Annotated in this window: 28 protein-coding genes; 12 read left to right on the top strand and 16 right to left on the bottom strand. The window is 70.2% G+C overall.

The genetic code is table 11. From position 1 onward, the window contains the following. Window positions 1-2: 2 nt before the first annotated feature. The 7 genes from ABZT02_RS31075 to ABZT02_RS31045 all read right to left on the bottom strand — a co-directional run bounded on the left by ABZT02_RS31075 (window position 3) and on the right by ABZT02_RS31045 (window position 6757). Complete coding sequence (locus ABZT02_RS31075) at window positions 3-860, bottom strand: hypothetical protein (protein WP_356023307.1); 858 nt, start codon at window positions 858-860, stop codon at window positions 3-5. Between the two features lie 133 nt (window positions 861-993). Further along, window positions 994-2439: a HAMP domain-containing sensor histidine kinase gene (locus tag ABZT02_RS31070; protein ID WP_356023305.1), complete on the bottom strand. Its 1446-nt coding sequence runs from the start codon at window positions 2437-2439 to the stop codon at window positions 994-996. Beyond that, on the bottom strand, window positions 2436-3173 hold the full coding sequence (locus ABZT02_RS31065; protein WP_280858552.1) for a response regulator transcription factor: 738 nt from the start codon (window positions 3171-3173) through the stop codon (window positions 2436-2438). The genes ABZT02_RS31070 and ABZT02_RS31065 overlap by 4 nt, the downstream gene beginning before the upstream one ends. A gap of 108 nt (window positions 3174-3281) precedes the next feature. Beyond that, the gene (locus tag ABZT02_RS31060) at window positions 3282-3467 is read right to left on the bottom strand and encodes a hypothetical protein (RefSeq protein WP_356023301.1); all 186 of its coding nucleotides are present in this window, start codon (window positions 3465-3467) and stop codon (window positions 3282-3284) included. Between the two features lie 29 nt (window positions 3468-3496). Beyond that, window positions 3497-4717, bottom strand: coding sequence for a trypsin-like peptidase domain-containing protein (locus ABZT02_RS31055; protein WP_356023299.1), 1221 nt, complete (start codon window positions 4715-4717; stop codon window positions 3497-3499). 130 nt (window positions 4718-4847) lie between these two features. Then, on the bottom strand, window positions 4848-5870 hold the full coding sequence (locus ABZT02_RS31050) for a LacI family DNA-binding transcriptional regulator (protein ID WP_355744477.1): 1023 nt from the start codon (window positions 5868-5870) through the stop codon (window positions 4848-4850). A 119-nt stretch (window positions 5871-5989) separates the two neighbouring features. Further along, the gene (locus ABZT02_RS31045) at window positions 5990-6757 is read right to left on the bottom strand and encodes a response regulator transcription factor (RefSeq protein ID WP_356023296.1); all 768 of its coding nucleotides are present in this window, start codon (window positions 6755-6757) and stop codon (window positions 5990-5992) included. A gap of 118 nt (window positions 6758-6875) precedes the next feature. Here ABZT02_RS31045 and ABZT02_RS31040 point away from each other — a divergent pair, with 118 nt between their 5' ends. Genes ABZT02_RS31040 through ABZT02_RS31030 form a run of 3 tightly spaced genes read left to right on the top strand, consistent with a single transcriptional unit; the run spans window position 6876 to window position 9180 of the window. Next, window positions 6876-7736 carry an alpha/beta fold hydrolase gene (locus tag ABZT02_RS31040; RefSeq protein WP_356023294.1) on the top strand — a complete coding sequence of 287 codons (861 nt, stop codon included), beginning with the start codon at window positions 6876-6878 and terminating at the stop codon, window positions 7734-7736. A 38-nt stretch (window positions 7737-7774) separates the two neighbouring features. Further along, on the top strand, window positions 7775-8029 hold the full coding sequence (locus ABZT02_RS31035) for a MoaD/ThiS family protein (RefSeq protein WP_007382997.1): 255 nt from the start codon (window positions 7775-7777) through the stop codon (window positions 8027-8029). 2 nt (window positions 8030-8031) lie between these two features. Continuing rightward, on the top strand, window positions 8032-9180 hold the full coding sequence (locus ABZT02_RS31030) for a hypothetical protein (protein ID WP_356023291.1): 1149 nt from the start codon (window positions 8032-8034) through the stop codon (window positions 9178-9180). Here the strand turns inward: ABZT02_RS31030 and ABZT02_RS31025 are convergent. The 6 genes from ABZT02_RS31025 to ABZT02_RS31000 form a co-directional block, all read right to left on the bottom strand. Then, the gene (locus ABZT02_RS31025; RefSeq protein ID WP_356023289.1) at window positions 9177-9581 is read right to left on the bottom strand and encodes a VOC family protein; all 405 of its coding nucleotides are present in this window, start codon (window positions 9579-9581) and stop codon (window positions 9177-9179) included. The genes ABZT02_RS31030 and ABZT02_RS31025 overlap by 4 nt on opposite strands. A gap of 10 nt (window positions 9582-9591) precedes the next feature. Next, window positions 9592-9852 carry a DUF3099 domain-containing protein gene (locus tag ABZT02_RS31020; RefSeq protein ID WP_356023286.1) on the bottom strand — a complete coding sequence of 87 codons (261 nt, stop codon included), beginning with the start codon at window positions 9850-9852 and terminating at the stop codon, window positions 9592-9594. A 77-nt stretch (window positions 9853-9929) separates the two neighbouring features. After that, entirely contained in the window at window positions 9930-10217 is a 288-nt protein-coding gene (locus ABZT02_RS31015; RefSeq protein ID WP_020122955.1) for a DUF1416 domain-containing protein, read from the bottom strand. A gap of 58 nt (window positions 10218-10275) precedes the next feature. Continuing rightward, entirely contained in the window at window positions 10276-11115 is an 840-nt protein-coding gene (locus tag ABZT02_RS31010; protein WP_356023284.1) for a sulfurtransferase, read from the bottom strand. Window positions 11116-11506: 391 nt separating this feature from the next. Continuing rightward, the gene (locus tag ABZT02_RS31005; RefSeq protein WP_356023282.1) at window positions 11507-12235 is read right to left on the bottom strand and encodes a DUF2993 domain-containing protein; all 729 of its coding nucleotides are present in this window, start codon (window positions 12233-12235) and stop codon (window positions 11507-11509) included. 133 nt (window positions 12236-12368) lie between these two features. Beyond that, complete coding sequence (locus tag ABZT02_RS31000) at window positions 12369-12731, bottom strand: DsrE family protein (RefSeq protein ID WP_355744455.1); 363 nt, start codon at window positions 12729-12731, stop codon at window positions 12369-12371. A gap of 202 nt (window positions 12732-12933) precedes the next feature. On the opposite strand from ABZT02_RS31000, the gene ABZT02_RS30995 reads away from it, so the two are divergent. The 6 genes from ABZT02_RS30995 to ABZT02_RS30970 all read left to right on the top strand — a co-directional run bounded on the left by ABZT02_RS30995 (window position 12934) and on the right by ABZT02_RS30970 (window position 17556). Beyond that, on the top strand, window positions 12934-13611 hold the full coding sequence (locus ABZT02_RS30995; RefSeq protein ID WP_356023281.1) for a hypothetical protein: 678 nt from the start codon (window positions 12934-12936) through the stop codon (window positions 13609-13611). 35 nt (window positions 13612-13646) lie between these two features. After that, window positions 13647-14456 (top strand): hypothetical protein, encoded by an 810-nt coding sequence (locus ABZT02_RS30990; RefSeq protein WP_356023279.1) that lies wholly within the window; start codon window positions 13647-13649, stop codon window positions 14454-14456. Next, window positions 14453-15292 (top strand): hypothetical protein, encoded by an 840-nt coding sequence (locus tag ABZT02_RS30985; protein WP_356023277.1) that lies wholly within the window; start codon window positions 14453-14455, stop codon window positions 15290-15292. Before ABZT02_RS30990 ends, ABZT02_RS30985 begins: the two co-directional genes overlap by 4 nt. A 224-nt stretch (window positions 15293-15516) precedes the next feature. Further along, window positions 15517-16092 carry an FABP family protein gene (locus ABZT02_RS30980; protein ID WP_007382989.1) on the top strand — a complete coding sequence of 192 codons (576 nt, stop codon included), beginning with the start codon at window positions 15517-15519 and terminating at the stop codon, window positions 16090-16092. Between the two features lie 50 nt (window positions 16093-16142). Beyond that, entirely contained in the window at window positions 16143-16580 is a 438-nt protein-coding gene (locus tag ABZT02_RS30975) for a transcriptional repressor (protein WP_355744436.1), read from the top strand. Between the two features lie 10 nt (window positions 16581-16590). Continuing rightward, window positions 16591-17556 (top strand): folate-binding protein, encoded by a 966-nt coding sequence (locus ABZT02_RS30970; protein ID WP_356023275.1) that lies wholly within the window; start codon window positions 16591-16593, stop codon window positions 17554-17556. Window positions 17557-17558: 2 nt separating this feature from the next. Here the strand turns inward: ABZT02_RS30970 and dtd are convergent, their stop codons facing one another. After that, entirely contained in the window at window positions 17559-17984 is a 426-nt protein-coding gene (dtd, locus tag ABZT02_RS30965) for a D-aminoacyl-tRNA deacylase (RefSeq protein WP_069765012.1), read from the bottom strand. Window positions 17985-18153: 169 nt separating this feature from the next. On the opposite strand from dtd, the gene ABZT02_RS30960 reads away from it, so the two are divergent. Together ABZT02_RS30960 and ABZT02_RS30955 are read left to right on the top strand one after the other, a co-directional pair. Next, complete coding sequence (locus tag ABZT02_RS30960; RefSeq protein WP_356023272.1) at window positions 18154-18777, top strand: aerial mycelium formation protein; 624 nt, start codon at window positions 18154-18156, stop codon at window positions 18775-18777. 71 nt (window positions 18778-18848) lie between these two features. Continuing rightward, window positions 18849-20108, top strand: coding sequence for a GNAT family N-acetyltransferase (locus tag ABZT02_RS30955; RefSeq protein WP_356023270.1), 1260 nt, complete (start codon window positions 18849-18851; stop codon window positions 20106-20108). A 227-nt stretch (window positions 20109-20335) separates the two neighbouring features. On the opposite strand, the gene ABZT02_RS30950 is transcribed toward ABZT02_RS30955, so the two are convergent. Next, on the bottom strand, window positions 20336-20521 hold the full coding sequence (locus ABZT02_RS30950; protein WP_356023267.1) for a hypothetical protein: 186 nt from the start codon (window positions 20519-20521) through the stop codon (window positions 20336-20338). A 184-nt stretch (window positions 20522-20705) separates the two neighbouring features. On the opposite strand from ABZT02_RS30950, the gene ABZT02_RS30945 reads away from it, so the two are divergent. After that, window positions 20706-21623, top strand: a complete 918-nt coding sequence (locus tag ABZT02_RS30945) for a GntR family transcriptional regulator (RefSeq protein WP_356023265.1) — start codon at window positions 20706-20708, stop codon at window positions 21621-21623. A 35-nt stretch (window positions 21624-21658) separates the two neighbouring features. Here the strand turns inward: ABZT02_RS30945 and ABZT02_RS30940 are convergent, their stop codons facing one another. Then, the gene (locus ABZT02_RS30940; RefSeq protein ID WP_053851924.1) at window positions 21659-21847 is read right to left on the bottom strand and encodes a hypothetical protein; all 189 of its coding nucleotides are present in this window, start codon (window positions 21845-21847) and stop codon (window positions 21659-21661) included. Window positions 21848-21979 lie beyond the last annotated feature (132 nt).

Here is a 21979-nt window from a genome sequence, read left to right as displayed (position 1 = left end):
GCCTACTTGGCGCAGGACTTCGGGTCGAGGTTCTCCTGCCACTTGTCCTCACGGCCGTCGGGCTGGCCGTTGGGGAGGAGCTTGTCGGAGATGCCGTCGATGTAGTAGCCGTACGAGTAGATCGTCTTCCAGCTCGCGTCCCGGCCACGCCAGGTGTGCGTGGTGACGTCGCCGTCGCCCTTGTTCCACTGGTAGTCCTCGACGTAGAACACCGGGTTCACGCGGACCACCCGCTGGTACGGCGTCCAGGTGGTCGCCACCTGGGTGCACGGCGGGATCGACTTCTCGCTGCGCCGCTCGAAGGACGAGGACTTCTCCCAGCCCCACTCGTAGCCGGCGCTGCCGCCCACGGTGCCGGAGAAGATGCTCTTGGCCAGCGAGAGGCTGATGCTGGCGCCGACGCTCTTCTTGGCGAAGGTCTTGGTGCTGTAGCCGCTGACGAAGGTCACCTTGTCCTCGGTCGTACCGTGGTTGCCGGTCCACTCGGAGGTGCGGACGGGCTCGCCCTTCACGGACCAGGTCGAGGCCTGCGCGTACCCGCACCAGCCGCGGAACAGCTCCCACGGCCCGGCGGGCGCCCACAGCCCGAACACGTCCCGCAGGTACTCGTCCCGGGTCTTGAACTCGCCGGTGTCGACGTTGAGCGCGCCGTAGACGCCGGTCAGGCTGCCCTCCTGGCCGCACAGCCGGTCCAGCATGACGTCGGTGTCGCCGGGGTCCACGCCCCGGACGTTCTGGGCCCCGCCGGGACCGGCGGCCTGCGCGGTGCCGGAGCCGGCCAGCAGAGCGGTGACGGCCAGGGCCGCGGACGCGGCGGCGAGGGCGCTCTTCTTCAGAGTCGATGTACGAGACAAACGCATGGGGGGTTCTTCACTCCTGAGTGCTGAGGACAGATGCGTGGGGCACCTGTTCGACACCTCAGGAAGCTGGCAGAGAACCCGTGAGTAGGGTCGAGAACGCGTGAGGGTTGACAGGACATCGACAGCTTGGCGTTCACTGCGCGGAGGCGGGCGCCTCCGGTGGCGGAGTCGGCGCCCCGGGCAGCCGTACGGTCGCGATGGTGCCGCCGCCTTCGGCGTGGCCGAGGGTGACCTCGCCGCCGGCCTGCTGCACCGTGCGGGCCACGATGGACAGGCCGAGTCCGGAGCCGGGCAGGGCGCGGGCGCTGGGGGAACGCCAGAAGCGGTCGAAGACGTGCGGGAGTTCCTCGGCGGGGATGCCAGGGCCGTGGTCCCGGACGGTCAGCACGCCCTGGGCGAGCCGGACGTCGATGATCCCGCCCTCGGGGCTGAACTTCACCGCGTTGTCGAGGATGTTGACCACCGCGCGCTCCAGAGCGGCCGGTTCCCCGCGGGTGTACCAGGGCTCCAGCGAGGCGTTGATGGTCAGCTCCGGGCCCCGCAGCCGTGCCCGGCGCAGGGCAGCCTCGACGGTGTCCTCCAGCGAGACGACCTGCACGCGTTCGCCGCGCTGCCCCTCGGAGCGGGACAGCTCCTGCAAGTCGCCTATGAGGGCGGCCAGTTCGGTCATCTGCGCCTTCACCGAGGCGAGCAGAGCCTTGCGGTCGGCCTCGGGGAGGGGGCGGCCGGTCTCCTCGCTGCGGGTGAGGAGTTCGATGTTGGTGCGCAGGGAGGTGAGCGGGGTGCGCAGCTCGTGCCCCGCGTCGGCGATGAGCTGCTGCTGGAGCTCGCGGGAGTTGGCGAGGGAACTCGTCATCGAGTTGAAGGAGCGGGACAGCCGGGCGACCTCGTCCTCGGCGTCCTCCTCGACGGGGATGCGGATGCCCAGGTCCTCGGTCCTGGCCACGTGTTCCACGGCCTCGGTGAGCTTGTCGACGGGGCGGAGGCCGGCGCGGGCGACGAAGAGGCCGGCGGCGCCTGCGCCGAGGACTCCCACACCGGAGACGAGGAGGAGGATGAGGGCGAGTTCGTTGAGGGTGGACTGGGTGCCTTTGAGGGGGGACGCGAGAAGCAGAGCGACGCCCTGGGAGTCGTTCGTGTCGACGCCCAGGTACCGGGTCAGCACACGTACGGAGTTGCCGTCCTCGTCGGTGCCGTTGCGGAAGTAGATCGTGTTGCCGCTCGCGTTTTCGATGACGGTCCTGTCGGCGCCGGTCACCTTGACCGTGCCGGGGGAGTTCGGGTCGACACAGGGGTCGCCCTTCGCCTTGATCGCCTGGACGTAGTCGTTGCGACCGGGGAACACCTGCGTGTTCTTCTCCGGGGCCCGTGTACACCTCTGGAGCAGCGACTCGACCGTGCCGGGCCTGCTCACCATCTCCTTCAGGTCACCGTCGACCTGGTCGTACAGCTTCCCCTGCACGATGAACCAGCACGTCACCGACACCGCCGCCACCGCGAACGCCACCGCCGCCGCCACCAGCAGTGCCAGCCGTGACCGGATCGGAAGCGACCGGTACCGCCGTACGACCCGGTTCACTCCGCGCCGCCCTGCCGCAGCACATACCCCACGCCCCGCACGGTGTGCACGAGCCGCGGCTCACCGCCCGCCTCGGTCTTGCGGCGCAGGTACATGACGTAGACGTCCAGCGAATTGGACGACGGCTCGAAGTCGAAGCCCCACACCGCCTTCAGGATCTGCTCGCGGGTCAGCACCTGGCGCGGGTGCGCCATGAACATCTCCAGCAGGGTGAACTCCGTACGGGTCAGCTCCACGGGCCGTCCCGCCCGGGTGACCTCACGCGTCGCGAGGTCCATCCGCAGGTCGGCGAAGGTGAGGGCCTCGTCGTCCTCGACGGACCCCGCTCCGGCCGCCGCGGCGTAGGAGCTGCGCCGCAGCAGCGCACGGACCCGGGCGAACAGCTCGTCCAGCTCGAACGGCTTGACCAGGTAGTCGTCGGCGCCCGCGTCGAGCCCGGTGACGCGGTCGCCGACCGTGTCGCGGGCCGTCAGCATCAGGATGGGGGTCGTGTCGCCCGCGCCGCGGATGCGCCGGGCGGCCGTGAGCCCGTCCATGCGGGGCATCTGGATGTCGAGGACGACCAGGTCGGGCTGGTACGCCGTCGCCTTGTCGAGCGCGTCGGCGCCGTCCACGGCGACCTCGGTGTCGTAGCCCTCGAAGGCGAGGCTGCGCTGGAGTGCTTCGCGCACCGCCGGCTCGTCGTCGACGATCAGGATGCGCTGGGGGTCACGGTCGCCTTCGGCGGGGCTCATGGCTGGGGATTCCTCGGGTGCGGTGGGAAGGACACGGGACTGAAGGTGATGAACGCTTTCAGCCTCGCACGGTTCCCTGCTGGCGCTGCAGGAGTTGCTCTCTCGGGCTCAGCCGCGTGCGCCGCTGCGGCGACGGCTGCGGGCGGCGCTCACCCCGCGGCGGGCCACCGCCACGGACGACGCCACCTCGGGCGCCCGCGTCACCGGCGGGTGGAGTGCGTACGCCACGTCGAGGGCCAGGGCGAACCCGGCCGGGTCGGTACCGGCCACCGTGTGCGAAACCTGCTTGATCATGGCGTACTCCTTGCGAAGGTCAGGGGGTGTCAGCTGTCGGAGCCGCCGGCCCGCAGCGTGGCCAGGTCGGACTTGACGGTGTTGATCGGGATGGAGAAGCCGAGACCCGCGCTGCCTGCCGAGGACGAGTCCGAAGTGGCCGAGTACATCGCCGAGTTGATGCCGATGATGTTGCCGTTCATGTCGATCAGCGCGCCGCCGGAGTTGCCCGGGTTCAAGGAGGCGTCGGTCTGGATCGCCTTGTACGTCGTCGTGGACGAGCCGGTGTCGCCGTTGAACTGCCGGCCGCCGAACTCGAACGGCCACTGGCCGCTGCCGCCGCCCTGGCCCTGGCCCTGGCCCTGGCTCTGGCCCTCGTCGGTCGCGACGGTCACGTCCCGGTTCAGGGCGGAGACGATGCCGCTGGTCACGGTGCCGGTCAGGCCCTCGGGGGAGCCGATCGCGACGACTTGGTCGCCGACCTGGACGCCGTCGGAGTTGCCGAGGGTGGCCACGGTCAGCCCGGAGGCGTTCTCCAGCTTGATGAGGGCGAGGTCCTTCTTGCTGTCGGTGCCGACGACCTTCGCGGTGTACGTCTTGCCGTCGCTGGTGCTCACCTTGATGGCGGAGGCGCCGGAGATGACGTGGTTGTTGGTGATGATCTCGCCGTCACTGGTGATGATCACGCCGGAACCGGTGGATTCCCCCGCGTTCGAGGTGGCGTTGATCTCGACGATGCTCGGGCTGACCGCCTTGGCGACCCCGGCGACCGTGCCCTTGGCGGAGGACGGCACCACGCTGGTGCTGGTGCTGCTGGAGGCGACCGTGTCGTTGCCGGTCAGCTCCTGGATGCCGTAGGCGGTGCCGCCGCCTATCGCCGCGGCGACGATCGCCACGGCGGCGAGGAGGGCGAGGGGGCCGCGGGTGCGCCTCTTCGGGGCGTGAGCGGGTGCCCCGGGCTCCGCGGGGGCCGCGGTGAGGAGAGCGGTTCCGCCGCCGTCGCCGTCACCGCCGTACGAGCCGGCGCCCCCGGAGGCGAAGGCGGCGGGCTGGGCCGGGGCGGGGGCCTGCGGCTGGCCCGGCCACACGGTCGTCGGCTCGACGACCGGCTGCTGGAGCGGCGCCGGGGCCTGCGGGGGAGTGGCGGGCGGCTGGGCCGGCGGGGGCGGCCACTCGGGGTTCACGGGCGACGAAGCGTGCTGCTGCTGGGCGCCCTGGTGGGGGTTCTCGTACTGCTCGTACTCGCCGTCGCGGCGGAAGCTCTCGGTCATGACAAAAAGCTTGTCCCGCGACCATGAGAGCTCCCTGAGTGCTCCCTGAGAAGCCCGGCAGAACCTCGTATGCCCGATATAAAGCCGCCGCTGGCCTCCGGCCGGGTCTTCTCAGACGGTCCTCAGAAACTCACTCGCAGCCGCAGGACCGGCGCACGACCAGCTTCGACGGGAACACCTTCAGCCGCTCCCGGCGGGAGCCCGCGACCCGGAGCCCGTCGTCCAGCACCAGATCCACCGCGGCCCGGGCCATCGCCGACCGGTCCGACGCCATGGTCGTCATCGGCGGGTCCGCGAGCGCGGCTTCCTTGATGTCGTCGAACCCGATGACCCCGAGCTCGCCCGGCACGTCGATGCGCAGCTCGCGCGCGGCCCGCAGCAGGCCGATCGCCTGGTCGTCGGTGGAGCAGAAGATGGCGGGCGGCCGATCGGGCCCGGAGAGCAGCCCGAGCGCCACCTGATACGCGTCGTAGCGGTTGTACGGCGCCTCGAAGAGCCGTCCCTCGGTGGGGAGCCCCGCCTCCTCCATGGCCCGCCGCCAGCCCTCGACGTGGTCGGAGACGGGGTCGCCGACGGAGGGGGTGTCGGCGGTGCCGCCCATACAGGCGACGTAGGGGTAGCCGTGGCCCAGCAGATGCTCGACGGCGGTCTTCGCGCCGGAGAGGTCGTCGAGGACGACGGCGACGTCGTCGATCGCCTCCGGCCGCTCGTGCAGCAGGACGACCCGGGCGTCCCAGGCGTCGATCTCGGCGGCCGCGTTGTCGTTCAGCGCGTGCGAGACCAGGATCAGCCCGGAGACCCGCATCCCGAGGAACGCCCGCAGATAGTGGACCTCGCGCTCGCCGATGTAGTCGGAGTTGCCGACCAGCACCATCTTCCCGCGCTCGGACGCGGCCTGTTCGACCGCGTGCGCCATCTCCGCGAAGAACGGCTGGCGCGCGTCCGGCACGATCAGGCCTATGAGATCCGTTCGCCGCGATGCCATCGCCTGGGCGACCCGGTCGGGCCGGTACCCCAGCTCCTTGATCGCGGCGAGGACACGCTCGCGCGTGGCCGGGGCAACCGGCCGGGGTCCGTTGTTGATGACATAGCTGACTACGGCGGTGGACGTTCCCGCCAGCCGCGCCACGTCATCCCTGGTTACCTTGGCCACGCGCGGAGTCTACGCGGATGGACCCGCTCTGGGCAGGGCGTGAAGGACGTGCCCGTACTCCCGCTGTGAGCCATGCGGGGGTACGCCGGTGCCGGAGCCATGCCCATGCGCGGGACCCGCTATGCCTCTACGTCTTCGAGGGCGGCACTGTCGTCCGCATCCTCCGCCTTTGCCCGGTCCGCCTTGGCCTTCGCCTCGTCGGTGACCCGCTCGCCCTTCTCGGGCGTAACGAATCGATAACCGACGTTCCGGACGGTGCCGATCAGCGACTCGTGCTCGGGTCCGAGCTTCGCGCGCAGCCGTCGTACGTGCACGTCGACCGTCCGGGTGCCGCCGAAGTAGTCGTAGCCCCAGACCTCCTGCAGCAGCTGCGCGCGCGTGAAGACGCGGCCCGGGTGCTGGGCGAGGTACTTGAGGAGCTCGAACTCCTTGAAGGTGAGGTCGAGGACCCGGCCCTTGAGCTTCGCGGAGTAGGTCGCCTCGTCGACCGAGAGGTCGCCGTTGCGGATCTCCATGGGGGAGTCGTCGTTGACGATCTGCTGCCGGCCCATGGCCAGGCGCAGCCGCGCCTCGACCTCGGCCGGGCCGGCGGTGTCGAGGAGCACGTCGTCGATGCCCCAGTCGGCGGTGACGGCGGCGAGGCCGCCCTCGGTCACGACGAGGATGAGCGGACAGCCGGGCCCGGTCGAGCGCAGCAGCTGGCACAGGCTGCGGACCTGGGGCAGGTCACGGCGTCCGTCGATGAGGATGACGTCGGCACCGGGGGTGTCGACGAGTGCGGGGCCCTCCGCCGGAGCCACGCGCACGTTGTGCAGAAGCAGGCCGAGGGCCGGCAGCACCTCCGTCGACGGCTGGAGGGCATTGGTCAGGAGCAGCAGAGAACTCATATGTCTGGTTCCTCCTCGGTCCCGCGAGGTCACGGCTTTCGTATACAGGGGTATCCGAAAGCACAAAAGGACCCGGGGGCTGCATTGCCCGAGTCCTCTTCCGACGAGAATAGCCCACATGAGCATGGATCAGGCAGGTCGTGTGGTGCGTTCCACGGGGAGTCCGCACTCTGAGACACCCAGACACGCACCTATACGGACGTTTCTGCACACCGACGACGGCGTGACGATCGATTCCGTATACGATCCGCCCTCCTCCGTATACGACGCCTCCCGGCCACCCGCGCGTGACCTGGTGTTCGTGATCGCGCACGGTTTCACCGGTGACGTGGATCGCCCTCACGTTCGCCGGGTGGTGGAGGCGCTCACGCGGTACGGCGGTGTGGTCACGTTCTCCTTCCGGGGCCACGGGGCCTCCGGCGGGCGCTCGACGGTCGGCGACCGCGAGGTGCTGGACCTGGCCGCCGCGGTGGCGTGGGCACGCGAACTCGGCCACGCGCGGGTGGCGACCGTCGGCTTCTCCATGGGCGGCTCGGTGGTGCTGCGGCACGCGGCGCTGTACCGGCAGGAGACCGGCGGTGGCACGGACGCGCACGCGGACGCGGTCGTCTCGGTCAGCGCACCGGCCCGCTGGTACTACCGCGGCACGGCCCCCATGCGCAGGCTCCACTGGCTGGTGACCCGCCCCGCGGGCCGTCTGGTGAGCCGTTACGGATTCCGCACCCGCATCCACCACCGGGACTGGAACCCCGTCCCCCTGTCCCCGGTCGAGGCGGTCCCGAGGATCGCCCCCACCCCCTTGCTCATCGTTCACGGCGACCGCGACGGCTACTTCCCCCTCGACCACCCGCGGATGCTCGCGCAGGCCGCCGACGGCCACGGCGAGCTGTGGATCGAGCCCATGGGCCACGCCGAACACGCGGTCGGCGACGAGCTGCTGGGCCGTATCGGGGACTGGGCTGTCACAGCGGGCGGCTAGCCTGGGCCCCGTACACCACCGATCGATTGAGGAAGCGGATGCCAAAGGTCACGGTGCGCTACTGGGCCGCCGCGAAGGCCGCGGCCGGGATCGCCGAGGAGCCGTTCGACGCGGCCACGCTCGCCGAGGCGCTGGACGCGGCACGCGAGCGCCACCCCGGTGAACTCGTGCGGGTCCTGCGGCGATGCTCGTTCCTCGTCGACGGTGACCCCGTGGGCACCCGCGGACATGAGACGGTACGGCTGGCCGACGGCGGCACGGTCGAGGTGCTCCCGCCGTTCGCAGGAGGGTGACGATGACGAACCAGCCGTACGAGGGCTACGACCAGTACCCGCAGCAGGGCTGGCCGGCCCAGCAGGGGTACGACGACTCGCAGGCCGCCCAGCAGTACACCCAGCAGTGGCAGGGCCAGACCTGGGAGACCCAGGTCGGGACACCGGCCGCGGAGACCGCGTATCCGCCCCAGCAGGCGTACGACGCGGAGTCCCAGGCGTACGGCGCGGGGCAGCAGGGGGCCGCCGCTCCCGGGCAGGGACCCGTCGCCTACGGGTCCACGTCGCCGTCCCCCGGTGCCTATGGCGCCGCTCCCTACGGGCCCGCGTCGCCCCCTCCCGGGCCCGGCGATCACGGCACCCCGGGTTCCGCCTCCTCCGACTACGGCCCGGCCACCCTCGCCGGCAACGCCCGCGTCACCGACGCCCAGCGCGCCCGTCTCGAAGGCCGGTCCCCGATCATCGAGCCCGGCATCCAGCCCGCCGCGCTCACCGCCCTGCTCGGCCTGCTGCTCTCCGGTGCGGCGACCGTCGGGTCGTACGCCCTTCTCGTGCCCCTCGTCGTCCTCCAGGCCGTCACCGCGGCCGGCTGGTTCCGGCTGAACGGAATGTGGCCCGCCCGGCAGGGCATCGCGCTGGCGTTCCTCGGCGCGCTGGTCGCGGACGCGGCACTGCTGACGGCCGGCCGGGAGAACGCGCCCGCGGCGATCCTCGGCACCCTCGGCGTCTGGGTCCTGCTCAGCCTGGTGATGCAGCTCCGCTCGCACGCCGACCCCGACGAGCGGATGTACGGCCTGATGGCGACGGTCGCCTCGGCGGCCCTGGCGATCGTCGCGACCGGCCACCTCGCGGCGGACCCGGACGCGGTGACGGTCGGCGCGGCCGCGGTGGCCGTGGCGGTCCTGGCCCGCGCGCTGCCCCTGCCGACCCCGGCCTCCGTGGTCGTCTCGCTGCTCGCCGCGGCGGGCGCGGGCATCGCCGTCGGCGGGATGACGGGCCTCGGCGCGAAAGGCGCCCTGCTCGGCGCGGGCGCCGCGGTGTGCGCGCTGATCGGCCACCGGGTCGCGAGCTACGACTACCCGTCCCGCTTCGTGCACTTCACGGCCGGCGTGGCCCTGCCCCTGGCCGCGGCGGCCCCGGCGGTGTACGTCCTGGGCCGCGCGATCGGCTAGGTCGCCGGGACAGCCTCGGTCCACAAGCAGAAAGGGTGCCCGGACGGGTCGTACAGCACGCGCACGTCGTCCTGCGGCTGGTACTCGGCGAGCCGCGCCCCCTCCGCCACCGCCCGTTCGGTCTCGGCCTCCAGGGCAGTCGGCCCGCCGTCGACCTCGATGTCCAGATGCAGCATCATCTGCTGGTCACCGGGGTCGCGGGTGGGCCACACGGGCGGGACGTACTCAGGTTCGCCCTGCAAGGCGAGGGACGTGCCCTCGGCGCCCGCCGGCGGCCCGATCAGCACCCAGTCCGGCTCTTCGGCGCGCACCACATATCCCAGCAGCCGACGGTAGAACCCGGCGAGCTCATGCGCGTCCCGTGCGTCGAGGACCACGGTGGACAGTTTCAGGGGCGACATGCCCGCCTTCCTACTGCCGCCGTCTCTTCCCGTCCAGCTCGTCCCACCACTCGTCGGACTTGGGGTCGCCGGAGGGATCGTCCCACCAGCGGTCGTCCGGGCCGCGTCGGTTGGCGACCATCGCGGCGAGGGGCGGGATCACCATGGCGACCACGCACATCCCCACGGCCACCGGCATCGACCAGAGCCGTACGACTCCCCAGGCCAGGACGAACAGCCCGATGCAGGTGCCCATCATGGCGAAGTAGACATGCCGTCGTCGCGCCAACATACGTTCAGGGTAGGCCCGGGCAAGGCCGGAGGGCCGTACCCCAGGGGTACGGCCCTCCGGTCGGTCAGGCAGGTGCCTCAGACCGCGATCGCGACCTCTGCCAGGCCACCCTGCTGGGCGACGACCGTGCGGTCGGCGGTGGCGCCCGGAACCAGGGCGCGGACGGTCCAGGTGCCCTCGGCCGCGTAGAAGCGGAACTGGCCCGTCGCGGAGGTCGGGACCTCCGCCGTGAACTCGCCGGTCGAGTCCAGGAGGCGGACGTAGCCCACCACAGGCTCGCCGTCACGCGTCACCTGGCCCTGGATCGTGGTCTCACCGGGCTTGATCGTCGAGGCGTCCGGGCCGCCGGCCTTCGCTCCGCACATGTCTTCTCCAAAGAGGGGTCTGACCGGAAGGAAGGCCGGTCGGGTTGGACGGGTTTTCTTACTTGTTGGCGCCGAGCTCGATCGGAACGCCGACCAGGGAGCCGTACTCGGTCCAGGAGCCGTCGTAGTTCTTGACGTTCTCGACACCGAGCAGCTCGTGCAGCACGAACCAGGTCAGGGCCGAGCGCTCACCGATGCGGCAGTACGCGATGGTGTCCTTGGCGAGGTCGACCTGCTCCTCGGCGTAGAGCTCCTTGAGCTCCTCGTCCGACTTGAAGGTGCCGTCGTCGTTGGCGTTCTTCGACCACGGGATGTTGCGCGCGGACGGGACGTGGCCCGGACGCTGCGACTGCTCCTGCGGCAGGTGGGCCGGGGCGAGCAGCTTGCCGGAGAACTCGTCGGGGGACCGCACGTCGACGAGGTTCTGCGAACCGATGGCCGCCACCACGTCGTCGCGGAAGGCGCGGATGGACTTGTTCTGCGGCTTGGCCTTGTAGTCGGTCGTGGCGCGCTCGGGCACGTCCTCCACCAGCTCGCGGGCGTCCAGCTCCCACTTCTTGCGGCCGCCGTCGAGAAGCTTGACGTTCTCGTGGCCGTACAGCTTGAAGTACCAGTAGGCGTAGGACGCGAACCAGTTGTTGTTGCCGCCGTAGAGGATCACCAGGGTGTCGTTGGCGATGCCCTTCGCCGAGAGGAGCTTCTCGAAGCCCTCCTGGTCGACGAAGTCCCGGCGGACCGGGTCCTGCAGGTCCTTGGTCCAGTCGATGCGGATCGCGTTGCGGATGTGGTTCTTCTCGTAGGCGGACGTGTCCTCGTCCACCTCCACGATCGCGATGTTCGGGTCGTCGAGGTTGGCCTCGACCCAGTCGGCGTCGACCAGGACGTCGCTGCGGCTCATGCTCTTTCTCCTCCGGGGCAGTTGCGGCGGGGCGTGCGGAAGGGTGCGCGGGGCGCACGGATGCCTGAGAGTCCAGGGCAAGGGGGATGCGGAGGGCGGTGCCGTCCGCTCAGAAGGGGCGACAGAGCATGGCGGCGACGCGGCACAGGTCTACTGCCCGCCGCTTCGTGAGATCCGCCTGTCGCTTCATAGTGGTCGATCGTAGGGAGGGACATACCGGCATGTCACCGGTGTGTCGCATGTTGAGATGCGATCGTCCGGGATGTGGGACGAAAAAGCCGCCCGGGTCGTGCTCCCACGGTTCCCGGGCGGCTGTAGTCGTCATAACATCTACGGTACGGACGTCACCGTCTCGCCTGTCGGACGAGCCGGGTCCGGCCCGAGGCTCGTCCTACCCGGCGAGCTTGACGTCCGAACCCTTCACCGCGATCTCCACACCGTTCGCACCCGCTTCGACCTTGTCGAGCTTGATGCCGCCCGGCAGGCCCTCGATCTTCTGGTCGAAGTCGGCGATCGAACGGACGTCGGAGTCGGCGAGCGTGATGTTGCCGAAGCTGGGGATCGAGTCGGCGTGCACCCGCACGGTGTTCCCGTCCACGACGCTGACCGTGCTGAGCACGGAGACGGGCTGCTCCAGGGCGCTGATCTTGATGTCGACCTTGATCTTGCCGCTGCCGCCGTCGGAGAGGCCGACGACCTTGGCGGTGACGCCCAGCGGGAGCTGGGTCTCCTGCGACTTGGCCGCCTTCAGCAGCTGGTCGTAGGCGATCGTCGCGGTCCCGGCGGCGGTGGAGGCGGTGGCGGAGCTGTAGTCGCCGGAGAACGCGACGCCCTTCATGGCGGCGTTCAGGTCGTCGATGCGGATCGTGCCCCCGCTGGTGCCGGTGTCCGCGTCGTAGTCCTTCATCCCGACCTCGACGTCGTCGAGCTCACCGCCGGCCACCTGGGTCAGGAACGGGAACCCCTTGATGTCCACGCTCGGCGTCGTGGTCAGCCCCTCCTGCGTCTTCAGCCGGTCCGCGACCTCGCCCTCCGCGAAGTGGACCGCCAGACGGTCGGCGGCGACGAACAGCCCGCCGAGAATCACGGCGATGATCAGAAGTATTCGCAGGGCGCGCATGCGGTGGATCCCCCAGAGCGGCGGTGTTGTCGACGGACGGGTGGCCGTCGAGCGTGAGACTAACCGTGCCGGGTAAGGCGCCCGCCCGATTGTCGATCAGCTGTGACAGTCCGCGGGGCCGCCCGGTCTCCGCTCAGTAGACGAGCGCCTGCGTCTCGTCCCCCAGCGCCTCCTGCACGAACACCTGCGCCCCCGCGATCCGTACGCCCTCGATGACGTCCTTCTCGGTGATGTCCCGGCGGGCCGCGCACTGGGTGCACAGTGTGATGCGGCCGCCCGCGAGGAGCGACTCGAGCAGGTCGGGCAGCGGGGCCGCGTGCGGCAGCTCGAACTCCGCGGCCCGCCCCGGCAGCGCGAACCACGCCGACTCCCCGGTCAGCCACAGCGAGACGTCCACCCCACTGGCCACGGCCACCGCCGCGACGGTGAACGCCTGCGAACAGCGCTCGGGGGCGTCGGCCCCGGCGGTCACCTTGATCACGAGCTTCTTCGCCATGTCCGAATCGTAACCAGCGCGGCTACAACTCCGGCTGTTGACCATGAGTCACCTGTGCGCGTGTATATGGCATGCGCGCTTCAGGTTGGGTGTGAGGGATGTCTTGCAAGTACCCGAAGTAGCAGAAGAAACAGGGGAGTCGGCCCTGTCGGCGGACCCGCCGGTCGAGGGCCGGGCGCCGCGCCGTCGCGGACGGACCACGATGCTGATCGCCGGTGCCGCCGTGCTCGGTGTCGTCGCCGGTGCCTGTGCCGGTTACCTGATCCAGGCCGACCGCGACCCGACTCCGCTGCCGCCGCTGTCCCAGCCGGTGCTGGCGCAGGCCAAGGGGGAGGGACCCGAGCCGCTGTCGGCCGCGCAGGACCGCCGGGTGAAGACCGAGGGCGATCTGCGGAAGCTGCTGCTGAGGAAGCCGGCGGGGGCGCGGGACGCCGACTGGACGGGGGACGGCTGGCTGGACATCGCCGAGTACGCGGACGACTTCACCGACCCGGCAGAGAAGTTCAGCGACCTCGTCGGCGACGAGTTCCGCCGGGCCGCCGTGGCCGGCTGGAAGGTCGGCAGCTCGTACAGCGTGGAGATCCGGCTCGTCCAGTTCCGGCAGGAGGACTCCCTCGCGGCCCTCGACTCCAGCTCCAACCACCAGGACTGGGCGGAGGGGGAGACCGGCACCGACAGCTGGGCCATCCCCGGCACCGGGGACGGTATGGCCTACGTGCACACCCGGCCGGACACCGAGCCGGGTTATCTGCCGCAGTACGCGGCCGAGGCGCACGCGTGGCGTGGAGACGTCTCGATGGAGATCTGGATCTACGGGACCAAGCAGATCTCCAAGAAGACGATCATGGACCTCGCCGAGCGGCAGATGGAGCGGCTGTGACGACGGAACACGAGACACAGGAGCCGGGACCGGCAATGACACCGGCGCCGGAAACGGCGATCGAGCCGTCAACCGCCCCGGTCGCCCCGGTCCGACAGCCCCGGCGACGCGGCCGCATCGCCGCCGTCGCCGGTTCGGTGCTGCTCGCCGCGGCGCTGGTGGCCGGGGTGGGCGGCACGGTGGTGACCGTGGGCGACGCCGATCGTGACCCGGGGGCCCCGATCTGGAAGTTCCCCGCGTCCACGGTCGAGGAGAAGAAGGCGGTGACCCAGCGCGGGCTCGCCGGCATGCTCGTGCCCTACGGCACCGACGGCTGGGTCCGGGGGCCCGACCTGGCGGAATTCGGATCCGACGTGCAACTCGGCGGCGCCCAGGCCACGGCTCTGCGGAAGGAGGCGCTCCGAGGCCTGCCCCGGAGCCAGCGCAAGCAGCTGGAGCGGCAGATCGACCGGCAGCGACTCTCGGGCATGGCGATGCGCAGCTACTTCAGCGGTGAGTCGTACGCCTTCTCCCATAACCAGGACATCTACTCGGTGCGCGTCGTGCTCGCCCAGATGGCGAACAAGACAGCGGTCCGCAACAGTTCCAGGGCCCAGAACGAGTTCCTCGCGACCCTGGACCTCTTCAAGGAGGGCCCGAAGATCAAGGGCCACGACGACGCCCGGTGCTTTCGGCTGTCGGGGAGCGCCGAGGACGACCTCGACATGATGCTCTGCTCCGCCTATGTGGGGGACGTCCTGGTCTCCATCACGGCCTATGGGCCCCACCCACTCGACACCAAGGGGGTCGCGATGCTCCTGCGTACCCAGCTCGACCGCATCGCCGAGCGGGGGGAGGCGGTATGACCGAGTCACAGCAGGTGGCCGCGCCCCCGCTGCCCGACACACCGCCCGAGCCCGCGCCGGCCGAGGTGAGGAAGGACCGCCGGGTCCTGCGGGCCGTGCTGCGCTGGACCGCGGCCGCCGTCGTCCTCGCCGCGGCCGGGACGGCGACGGCGTACGGGATCTCGGGGATGGAGCGCACGGACGTACCGGGACTGTCGACCCGTTCCGACGGGCGCTGGGACTTCCCCCGGCTCACCAAGCCGCCGTTGCCGTCGGGCAGTCCCGGCCCCTTCGCCGCGGGCAACGCGGCCGAGGCGCACTACGCCGATCTGCGCGCCCTCCTCCTTCCCGTGCCCCAGGGAGCGAAGGAGGACAAGGCGCTGCGCGGCTCGGACGGCTGGCTGGCGATGAAGGACTTCCTGGCGGAGTACGAGGTGAAGGAGGAGCGACAGGAGCTCGGACAGAAACTCGTCGACACCGGCCTGCGCCACATCGCGGCCCGGGGCTGGACCGCGTCGGACGGCACCCGGACCCGTATCTATCTGCTCCAGTTCGGTACGGCGAACATCGTGGAGTCCAAGCTGGCCAGCGACGTCCAGGCCTACACCAGCCCGACCTATCAGGTGCGTGGCGCGGCCGAGGCCGTCTACGACGAGGCCTTCCCGGACCCGGCCGCCGTCTCGGGGATCACCCGCACCGCCTTCACCGAGCCGAAGCCGTACGGCGCCGAGCAGGTCCGGCAGGGCTACCTCTCGGCCGGAGACGTCTTCGCGGTGATCCTCCAGTCCCGCAAGGGCTCGGCCTCGGCCGTCCCCTTCCAGCAGACGGTGACCCTCCAGGCCCAGCTCCTGGGCTGAACCCCGTAGGGGAACCTCGCACCGCCCCCCGGGCCCCGGCCGCGTAAGCTGGGGCCCGGCCCGTGTACATGCACCGCACCACGCTCATCCGAGGAGCACCCCGTGGAGATCTTCTTCGAAGCCCTGCTGGTCCTGGTCTGCGTCGGCGTTCTCGCCTTCGCCGGACTGACCGTGAAGAAGCTGTACCAGGGCCAGCGCTGACCCCCCTCTAGGAACCGCCACTCATGATCGAGATCCCGTCCGACCTCCACAAGGACCTCGTCCCGCTCGCCTTCCTGCTCGGTAACTGGGCGGGCGCGGGCGTGCACGACTTCCCGGGTTCGGAGAAGTGCAACTTCGGCCAGGAAGTGACCTTCGGCCACGACGGCCGGGACTTCCTGGAGTACGAGTCCCACACCTGGGTGCTGGACAACGACGGCAACAAGGTCCGCCCGCTGGAGTCCGAGCACGGCTTCTGGCGCATCGACGCCGACCGCAAGGTCGAGGTGACGATGGTCCGCGACGACGGTGTCGTCGAGATCTGGTACGGCGAGATGGCCGACCAGAAGCCGCAGATCGACCTGGTCACGGACGCCGTGGCACGGACGGCCGCCTCCGGCCCGTACAGCGGCGGCAAGCGGCTGTACGGCTACGTCAAGAGCGACCTCATGTGGGTCGGCGAGAAGCAGACCCCCGAGGTCGAGCTGCGCCCCTACATGTCGGCCCACCTGAAGAAGGTCGTCACCCCGGAGGAGGTCGAGCGCTGGGCCAAGGCCCTGCCCGACGACATGCCGGACGACGGGATCGCCTTCTTCAAGTAGGTCCCCCGCTTCAAGCAGGTCCCGCGCCGGGAGGTCCTAGACTTTCCGGTGTGGTGAGCACCGACTGGAAGAGCGACCTCAGGCAGCGCGGCTACCGGCTGACGCCGCAGCGCCAGCTTGTCCTCGAAGCTGTGGACACCCTGGAGCACGCGACCCCCGACGACATCCTCACGGAAGTGAAGAAGACGGCGTCGGGGGTCAACATTTCCACGGTGTACCGGACCCTGGAGCTTCTGGAGGAGCTCGGTCTGGTCAGCCACGCCCACCTCGGGCACGGGGCGCCGACGTACCACCTCGCCGACCGGCACCACCACATCCACCTGGTCTGCCGCGACTGCCAGAACGTCATCGAGGCGGACGTCAAGGTGGCCGCCGACTTCACCGCGAAGCTCCGCCAGGAGTTCGGCTTCGAGACCGACATGAAGCACTTCGCGATCTTCGGCCGCTGCAAGGACTGCTCTCTCAAGGCTTCAACTACCGAGTCGTAGGCTTAGTCATATGAAGAGCCCTCTGCTGTCCCTGCCCGGAGCCGTCCCCGCCGAGGGCGTGGACGAAGACGTCGCCGCGCACTACGGCGACCTGTTCCGCGAGCAGCGCGCCCTCGCCGAAGGCACCGGATTCGTCGACCTCTCGCACCGCGGGGTCGTGTCCGTCACCGGCGAGGACCGCCTCAGCTGGCTGCACCTGCTGCTCACCCAGCACGTCAGCGACCTGCCCACGGGCCAGGCTACCGAGGCGCTCATCCTCTCCGCGCACGGCCACATCGAGCACGCGCTGTATCTCGTCGACGACGGGACGACCGTCTGGGCGCACGTCGAACCCGGCACCCAGGGCGCGCTGATCGCGTACCTGGAGTCGATGAAGTTCTTCAACCGGGTGGAGGTCGCCGACCGCACGGACGAGTTCGCGATCGTCCACCTTCCCGCCGGTTCCATCGCCGAGGTGCCGCAGGGCGTCGTCGTACGCGAGACGCCGTACGGCCGTGATCTGTTCCTGCCCCGCGCGGACCTGGAGTCGTACGCCGAGAAGTCCGGTCCCGCGGTGGGTCTGCTGGCCTACGAGGCGCTGCGCGTCGAGCACCACCGTCCCCGCCTCGGCTTCGAGACCGACCACCGCACCATCCCGCACGAGCTGGGCTGGATCGGCACCGCGGTGCATCTCCAGAAGGGCTGCTACCGCGGCCAGGAGACCGTCGCCCGCGTGCAGAACCTGGGCAAGCCCCCGCGCCGCCTGGTCTTCCTGCACCTGGACGGCAGCGAGGTGCACCTGCCGCCCGCGGGCGCCGACCTCCGGCTCGCGGACGAGGGGCCCGACGGCCGCAAGATCGGTTTCGTGACGACGTCCGTACGGCACCACGAGCTCGGTCCGGTCGCGCTCGCCCTGGTCAAGCGGAACGTCCCCCTGGACGCGCGGTTGCTGGCCGACAGTACGGCGGCCGCCCAGGAGGCGATCGTCGAGCCGTAGGCTCACATCTCCAGCAGGACCGTGAACGGGCCGTCGTTCGTCAGGGACACCCGCATCCGCGCGCCGAAGCGGCCGGTGGCCACCGTCGCGCCCAGGGCGCGGAGCTGGGCGACGACCTCGTCGACGAGAGGCTCGGCGATGTCGCCGGGGGCGGCCGCGTTCCAGGTGGGACGGCGGCCCTTGCGGGCGTCGCCGTACAGGGTGAACTGGCTGATCACCAGCAGCGGGGCGTCGATGTCGCTGCACGACTTCTCGTCGTGCAGCATCCGCACCGACCAGAGTTTGCGGGCGAGTTGGGCCGCCTTCTCCTTGGTGTCCTCATGGGTGACCCCGACCAGGACGCACAGCCCCTCGCCGCTGATCTCCCCGACCGTCTCACCGTCGACGACGACGCTCGCACCGTCCACCCTCTGCACCACTGCACGCATGTGCCCCATCATGCCGGTCCTGGGGGACGGGGCAGTGTTCGGGTTTGCAGGCGATCCTTAACCCCCCATCTGGGGCCGTTCGGGGCCGTTAGGGGGCACTCGGTCACATAGTGGCCACTTGGGGTGGCACGATGCTTCCACACGCCGGTCGAGGGGACGGTAGAGGCGCATGAGCACACCGAGTACCGGGCAGCACTTCGGGCCCGTCCGCGTTGCCCACAGGGCGGAGCCGGAACCACCCCGGCCGCCCACGCAGCGTACGGACAGCCCCCTGCTGCCCTCCGATCCACCCGAACAGGACCTCGCCACGCTGAGCCTGCCCGAACTGCGCACCCTGCGCCGGGACGCCCAGCGGGACGAGGCCGACCTCAGCTACCTCCGACGGCTGCTGCAGGGCCGCATCGACATCCTCCGCGCGGAGCTGCTCCATCGGTCCCCGACGGGCTCGGTGCTCGAGCGGCTCCCGGAGGCCTCGGTGTTCGAGCGGCTCCCGGAGATCCTCACCGACGCCCCGGCCCGCCACCGCTCCTCGGCCCGCCACGTCAGGCTGGGCACCCCGCACAGCGAGGAGTACCGGCTGCTGGCCGCCGAGATGCTGGCCGAGGTCGAGCTCTCGGACCTCTCCGCGCGGACCGACCTGGAACTGAGCACCGCGATGGGCCGGCTCGTGCGGTACGAGCAGCGGGTGTCGGGGCGCCGGCAGCGGTTGCAGCGGACGGCGGACGAGTGCAGCGGGGAGATCGCCCGGCGGTACCGGGAGGGGGAGGCGCAGGTGGAGGACCTGCTGACCTAGGGACCGGGCGGCCGTTCGGGGTGTGCGGAAAACGGCGCGACACCCCCACTCCGCCCGCCTACCGTGGCCCCATGAGCGCCCCAGCCGACATAGCCGACATAGACGTCCGTCCGATCACCGAGGCCGAGTACCCGGAGTGGCTGCGGGCGGTGCGGGCCGGGTTTCTGCGGGAGCCCGTCGTGCCGGAGACGGAACTGGAGGCCCGCAGGCAGCAGTTCGAGCCCGGCCGGTTCGTCGGGGCTTTCGACGGGGACCGTTGTGTGGCGACCTTCCGTTCCTTCGCGCAGGAGGTGACGGCTGTCGGGGGCCGACTCGTGGCCGCCGACGCGATCTCCGCCGTCACCGTGACCGCCACTCACCGCCGACGCGGTCTCCTGACCCGCATGATGAGCCAGGACCTCGCCGCCGCGAAGGAACGCGGAGACGTCCTGGCCACGCTGATCGCCGCCGAGTACCGGATCTACGGCCGCTACGGCTTCGGCCCCGCGACCTCGGGCACCGAGTGGGCGATCGACGTCCCGCGCTCCGGCCTCGACCCCCGCGGCCCGGATCTGGGCGGCGGCCGTATCGACCTGGTGGACCCGGACGACGTACGCAGGCTCGGTCCCGAGCTGCACGACCGGATGCGCCGGGCCACACCGGGGGCGATCAGCCGGGGCGACTGGTGGTGGCAGCTGAACACGGGTGCCGTGCGCACCGAACCGGGCTGGACCGAGCCGTTCTTCGCGGTGTACCGGGCGGCGGACGGCACGGTCGAGGGGCTGATGGCGTACGACGTCGACGACAAGTGGGCCGACACCATGCAGCCGTCGAACACGGCGAGCGTGCGGAACCTGATCGCCTCGACCCCGGCCGCCGAGCGTGCCCTGTGGCACTACCTGTGCTCGATCGACTGGGTCATGCAGGTCAAGAGCGGCTGGCGGGCCCCCGACGACCTGCTCCCGCACCTTCTGCCCAACCCCCCGGCAGCCAGGATCACCATGCAGGCGGACTGGCTGTGGGTGCGGATCCTGGATGTCGTACGGGCCCTGGAAGCGCGGACCTACGAGGCCGAGGGGGCGCTGGTGCTGGAGGTCGTGGACGGGTCCGGGATGGCCGGCGGGCGGTTCCGGCTGGAGGCCTCGCCCGACGGGGCTTCCTGCACGGCGACGACCAGGAGCGCGGATCTCACGCTGGACGTACGGGAGTTGGCGACGCTGTGGCTCGGGGACGAGTCGGCGGTGCGGCTCGCGGCGCTGGGGCGGGTGCGGGAAGAACAAGCGGGCGCCGGCCGGGGGGCCGACGCCCTGCTGCGTACATCCAGGCGGCCTTGGTGCCCGGACATGTTCTGACGCTCCTTTCCGGCGGGGGCGGGTGGACGGTGTTCCTGGTGGAGCTTTCGCATCCGTAGCGAGCTGTTCAGTTGTGGCTGTTCAGTTGTGGCTGTGCGGGTGGATGCAGCTGACGCTGCTGTTCAGTTGTCGGTGTTCAGTTGTGGCTGTGCAGACCGACCGGGCTCCCGGCTCCCCTCCAGGGAGGAGCCCGGTCAGCCGGATCCTGGGCCCGATAGGAGCGGGCGTCATCCGGACTGGGCGAGCAGCATCACGAGGATGACCGCTCCGATGCCGCCGATCGCGACGTTCTTCGACTTGACGCCGATGGTCAGGGCGAGGAACGCGATGATGCCCATCGCGCCCCACTTCCACTGGACGAGCGCTTCGAAGCCGACAGCGAGGGAGGCGATGGCGACAGCGATGAACGGCATGACGGTCCCCCTTCGGGACGGTGGCTCCTGTCGACCACCGAGGTGGCCAACCCTGTGAAGTTTTGACCATGTTTCTCAAGGTTGACCAAGTTGGCGACCAACTTCACTGTACTTATCTCCGCTTGGAAGCGGCTCATAACCACCTTCCGGTGAACTGCCCAAACTTGGCGGGAAGTTGTAGTGTTTGGTCGTGGACCCGAAACACGCCTCCGTCAATGGACGGAAGAGGTCGCAGCGGCCACAGAAGACACATCGCGAGGTGGCCGACGAACTCCGCGCCCGGATCAGGTCCGGCAGGCTGCGGGCGGGTCAGCGCATGCCCACACAGGCGCGGCTGGCCGACGAGTTCGGCGTCGAGCGGGGGGTCGTACGGCAGGCGCTGTACCTGCTGCAGACGGAACACCTGCTCACCAACGTCTCCAAGGGAAGCCCGGCGACCGTAGCCCCCGACCTGGGTCTCAGCAGGACGATCAGCGGCCCCGGAGCCGTGCCACAGCCCACGATGGTCACCCTGGGCCCCCGCATCGCCGCCGCCTTCGCCGCCCCGCACGTCGAGATAGATGCCCTGTGCCTGACGTCGGTGTCCCTCAACCTCGCCATCGGTGAGGGCTTGCGTCAGATCCACGCCGGACGACTGAATCCGGCCAAGGTCGACGTCCGCGTCCTGCTGCCGGGCCGGGACGTCGACCTCGCCTTCCCGGTGCGGGTCGACGGTCGCGGCGACGACGACCCGGTCCACGAGCGCTGGCTGGCCCAGCGCAACGCGCAGGGGCAGGTCCTCCAGCACAACCTCCTGGCCCTGCGCGCCACGCACGGCATCGACGTACACGTCACCTTCCGCGCCCTGCCTTTCACGCCACCGGTGAAGCTGTACCTGCTCAACGGCACGGAGGCGCTGTTCGCCTACTACACACTGACCCGCCGCAAGGAGGAGATCGACGACGAGCACCTGGAGTTGTACGACTCCGAGGGCACCCAGTCGACGCTGTTCGCCTTCGAGCAGGGCGCCGGCCTGCGGGACACGACGTTCGTGGAGCAGTCCCACCTGTGGTTCAACGCACTGTGGGAGACGATCAGTTCGGAGCTCGCGCTCACGAACTGAGGTCTCCCACAGTGGTGGATCCCGGTGCGCTCGGGTCATAGGGCAGGCCCCGCGACCAGCAGAGCGAGCACCACGGCCCCGGTCGAGCTGATCGCCGGGTTCTTGGCCTTGATACCGATGGTGAGCAGGAGCATCCCGATGATGCCGCTGGCACCGTACTTCCATTGCAGGGTCTGCTCGACGCCGACGACGAAGACGGCGGAGAGGAGAGCGAGGGCCGGCATGGTGGTTCCCCCTTCGGGCTTCGTGCGGGCGATACGGGCAGTGCGGAGGCAAAACTTCCACCAACTTAACCAAGTTGGCAACCAACTCTAACTATGTTGTCCCCACTTGGTGGTAGTTGATAAACAACTTCG

Source organism: Streptomyces sp. NPDC005402 (genome assembly GCF_040606575.1).
Taxonomy (GTDB): Bacteria; Actinomycetota; Actinomycetes; order Streptomycetales; family Streptomycetaceae; genus Streptomyces.
The sequence above is the reverse complement of the archived record's forward strand: the minus strand, read 5'-3'. Positions and strand labels throughout refer to the sequence as shown.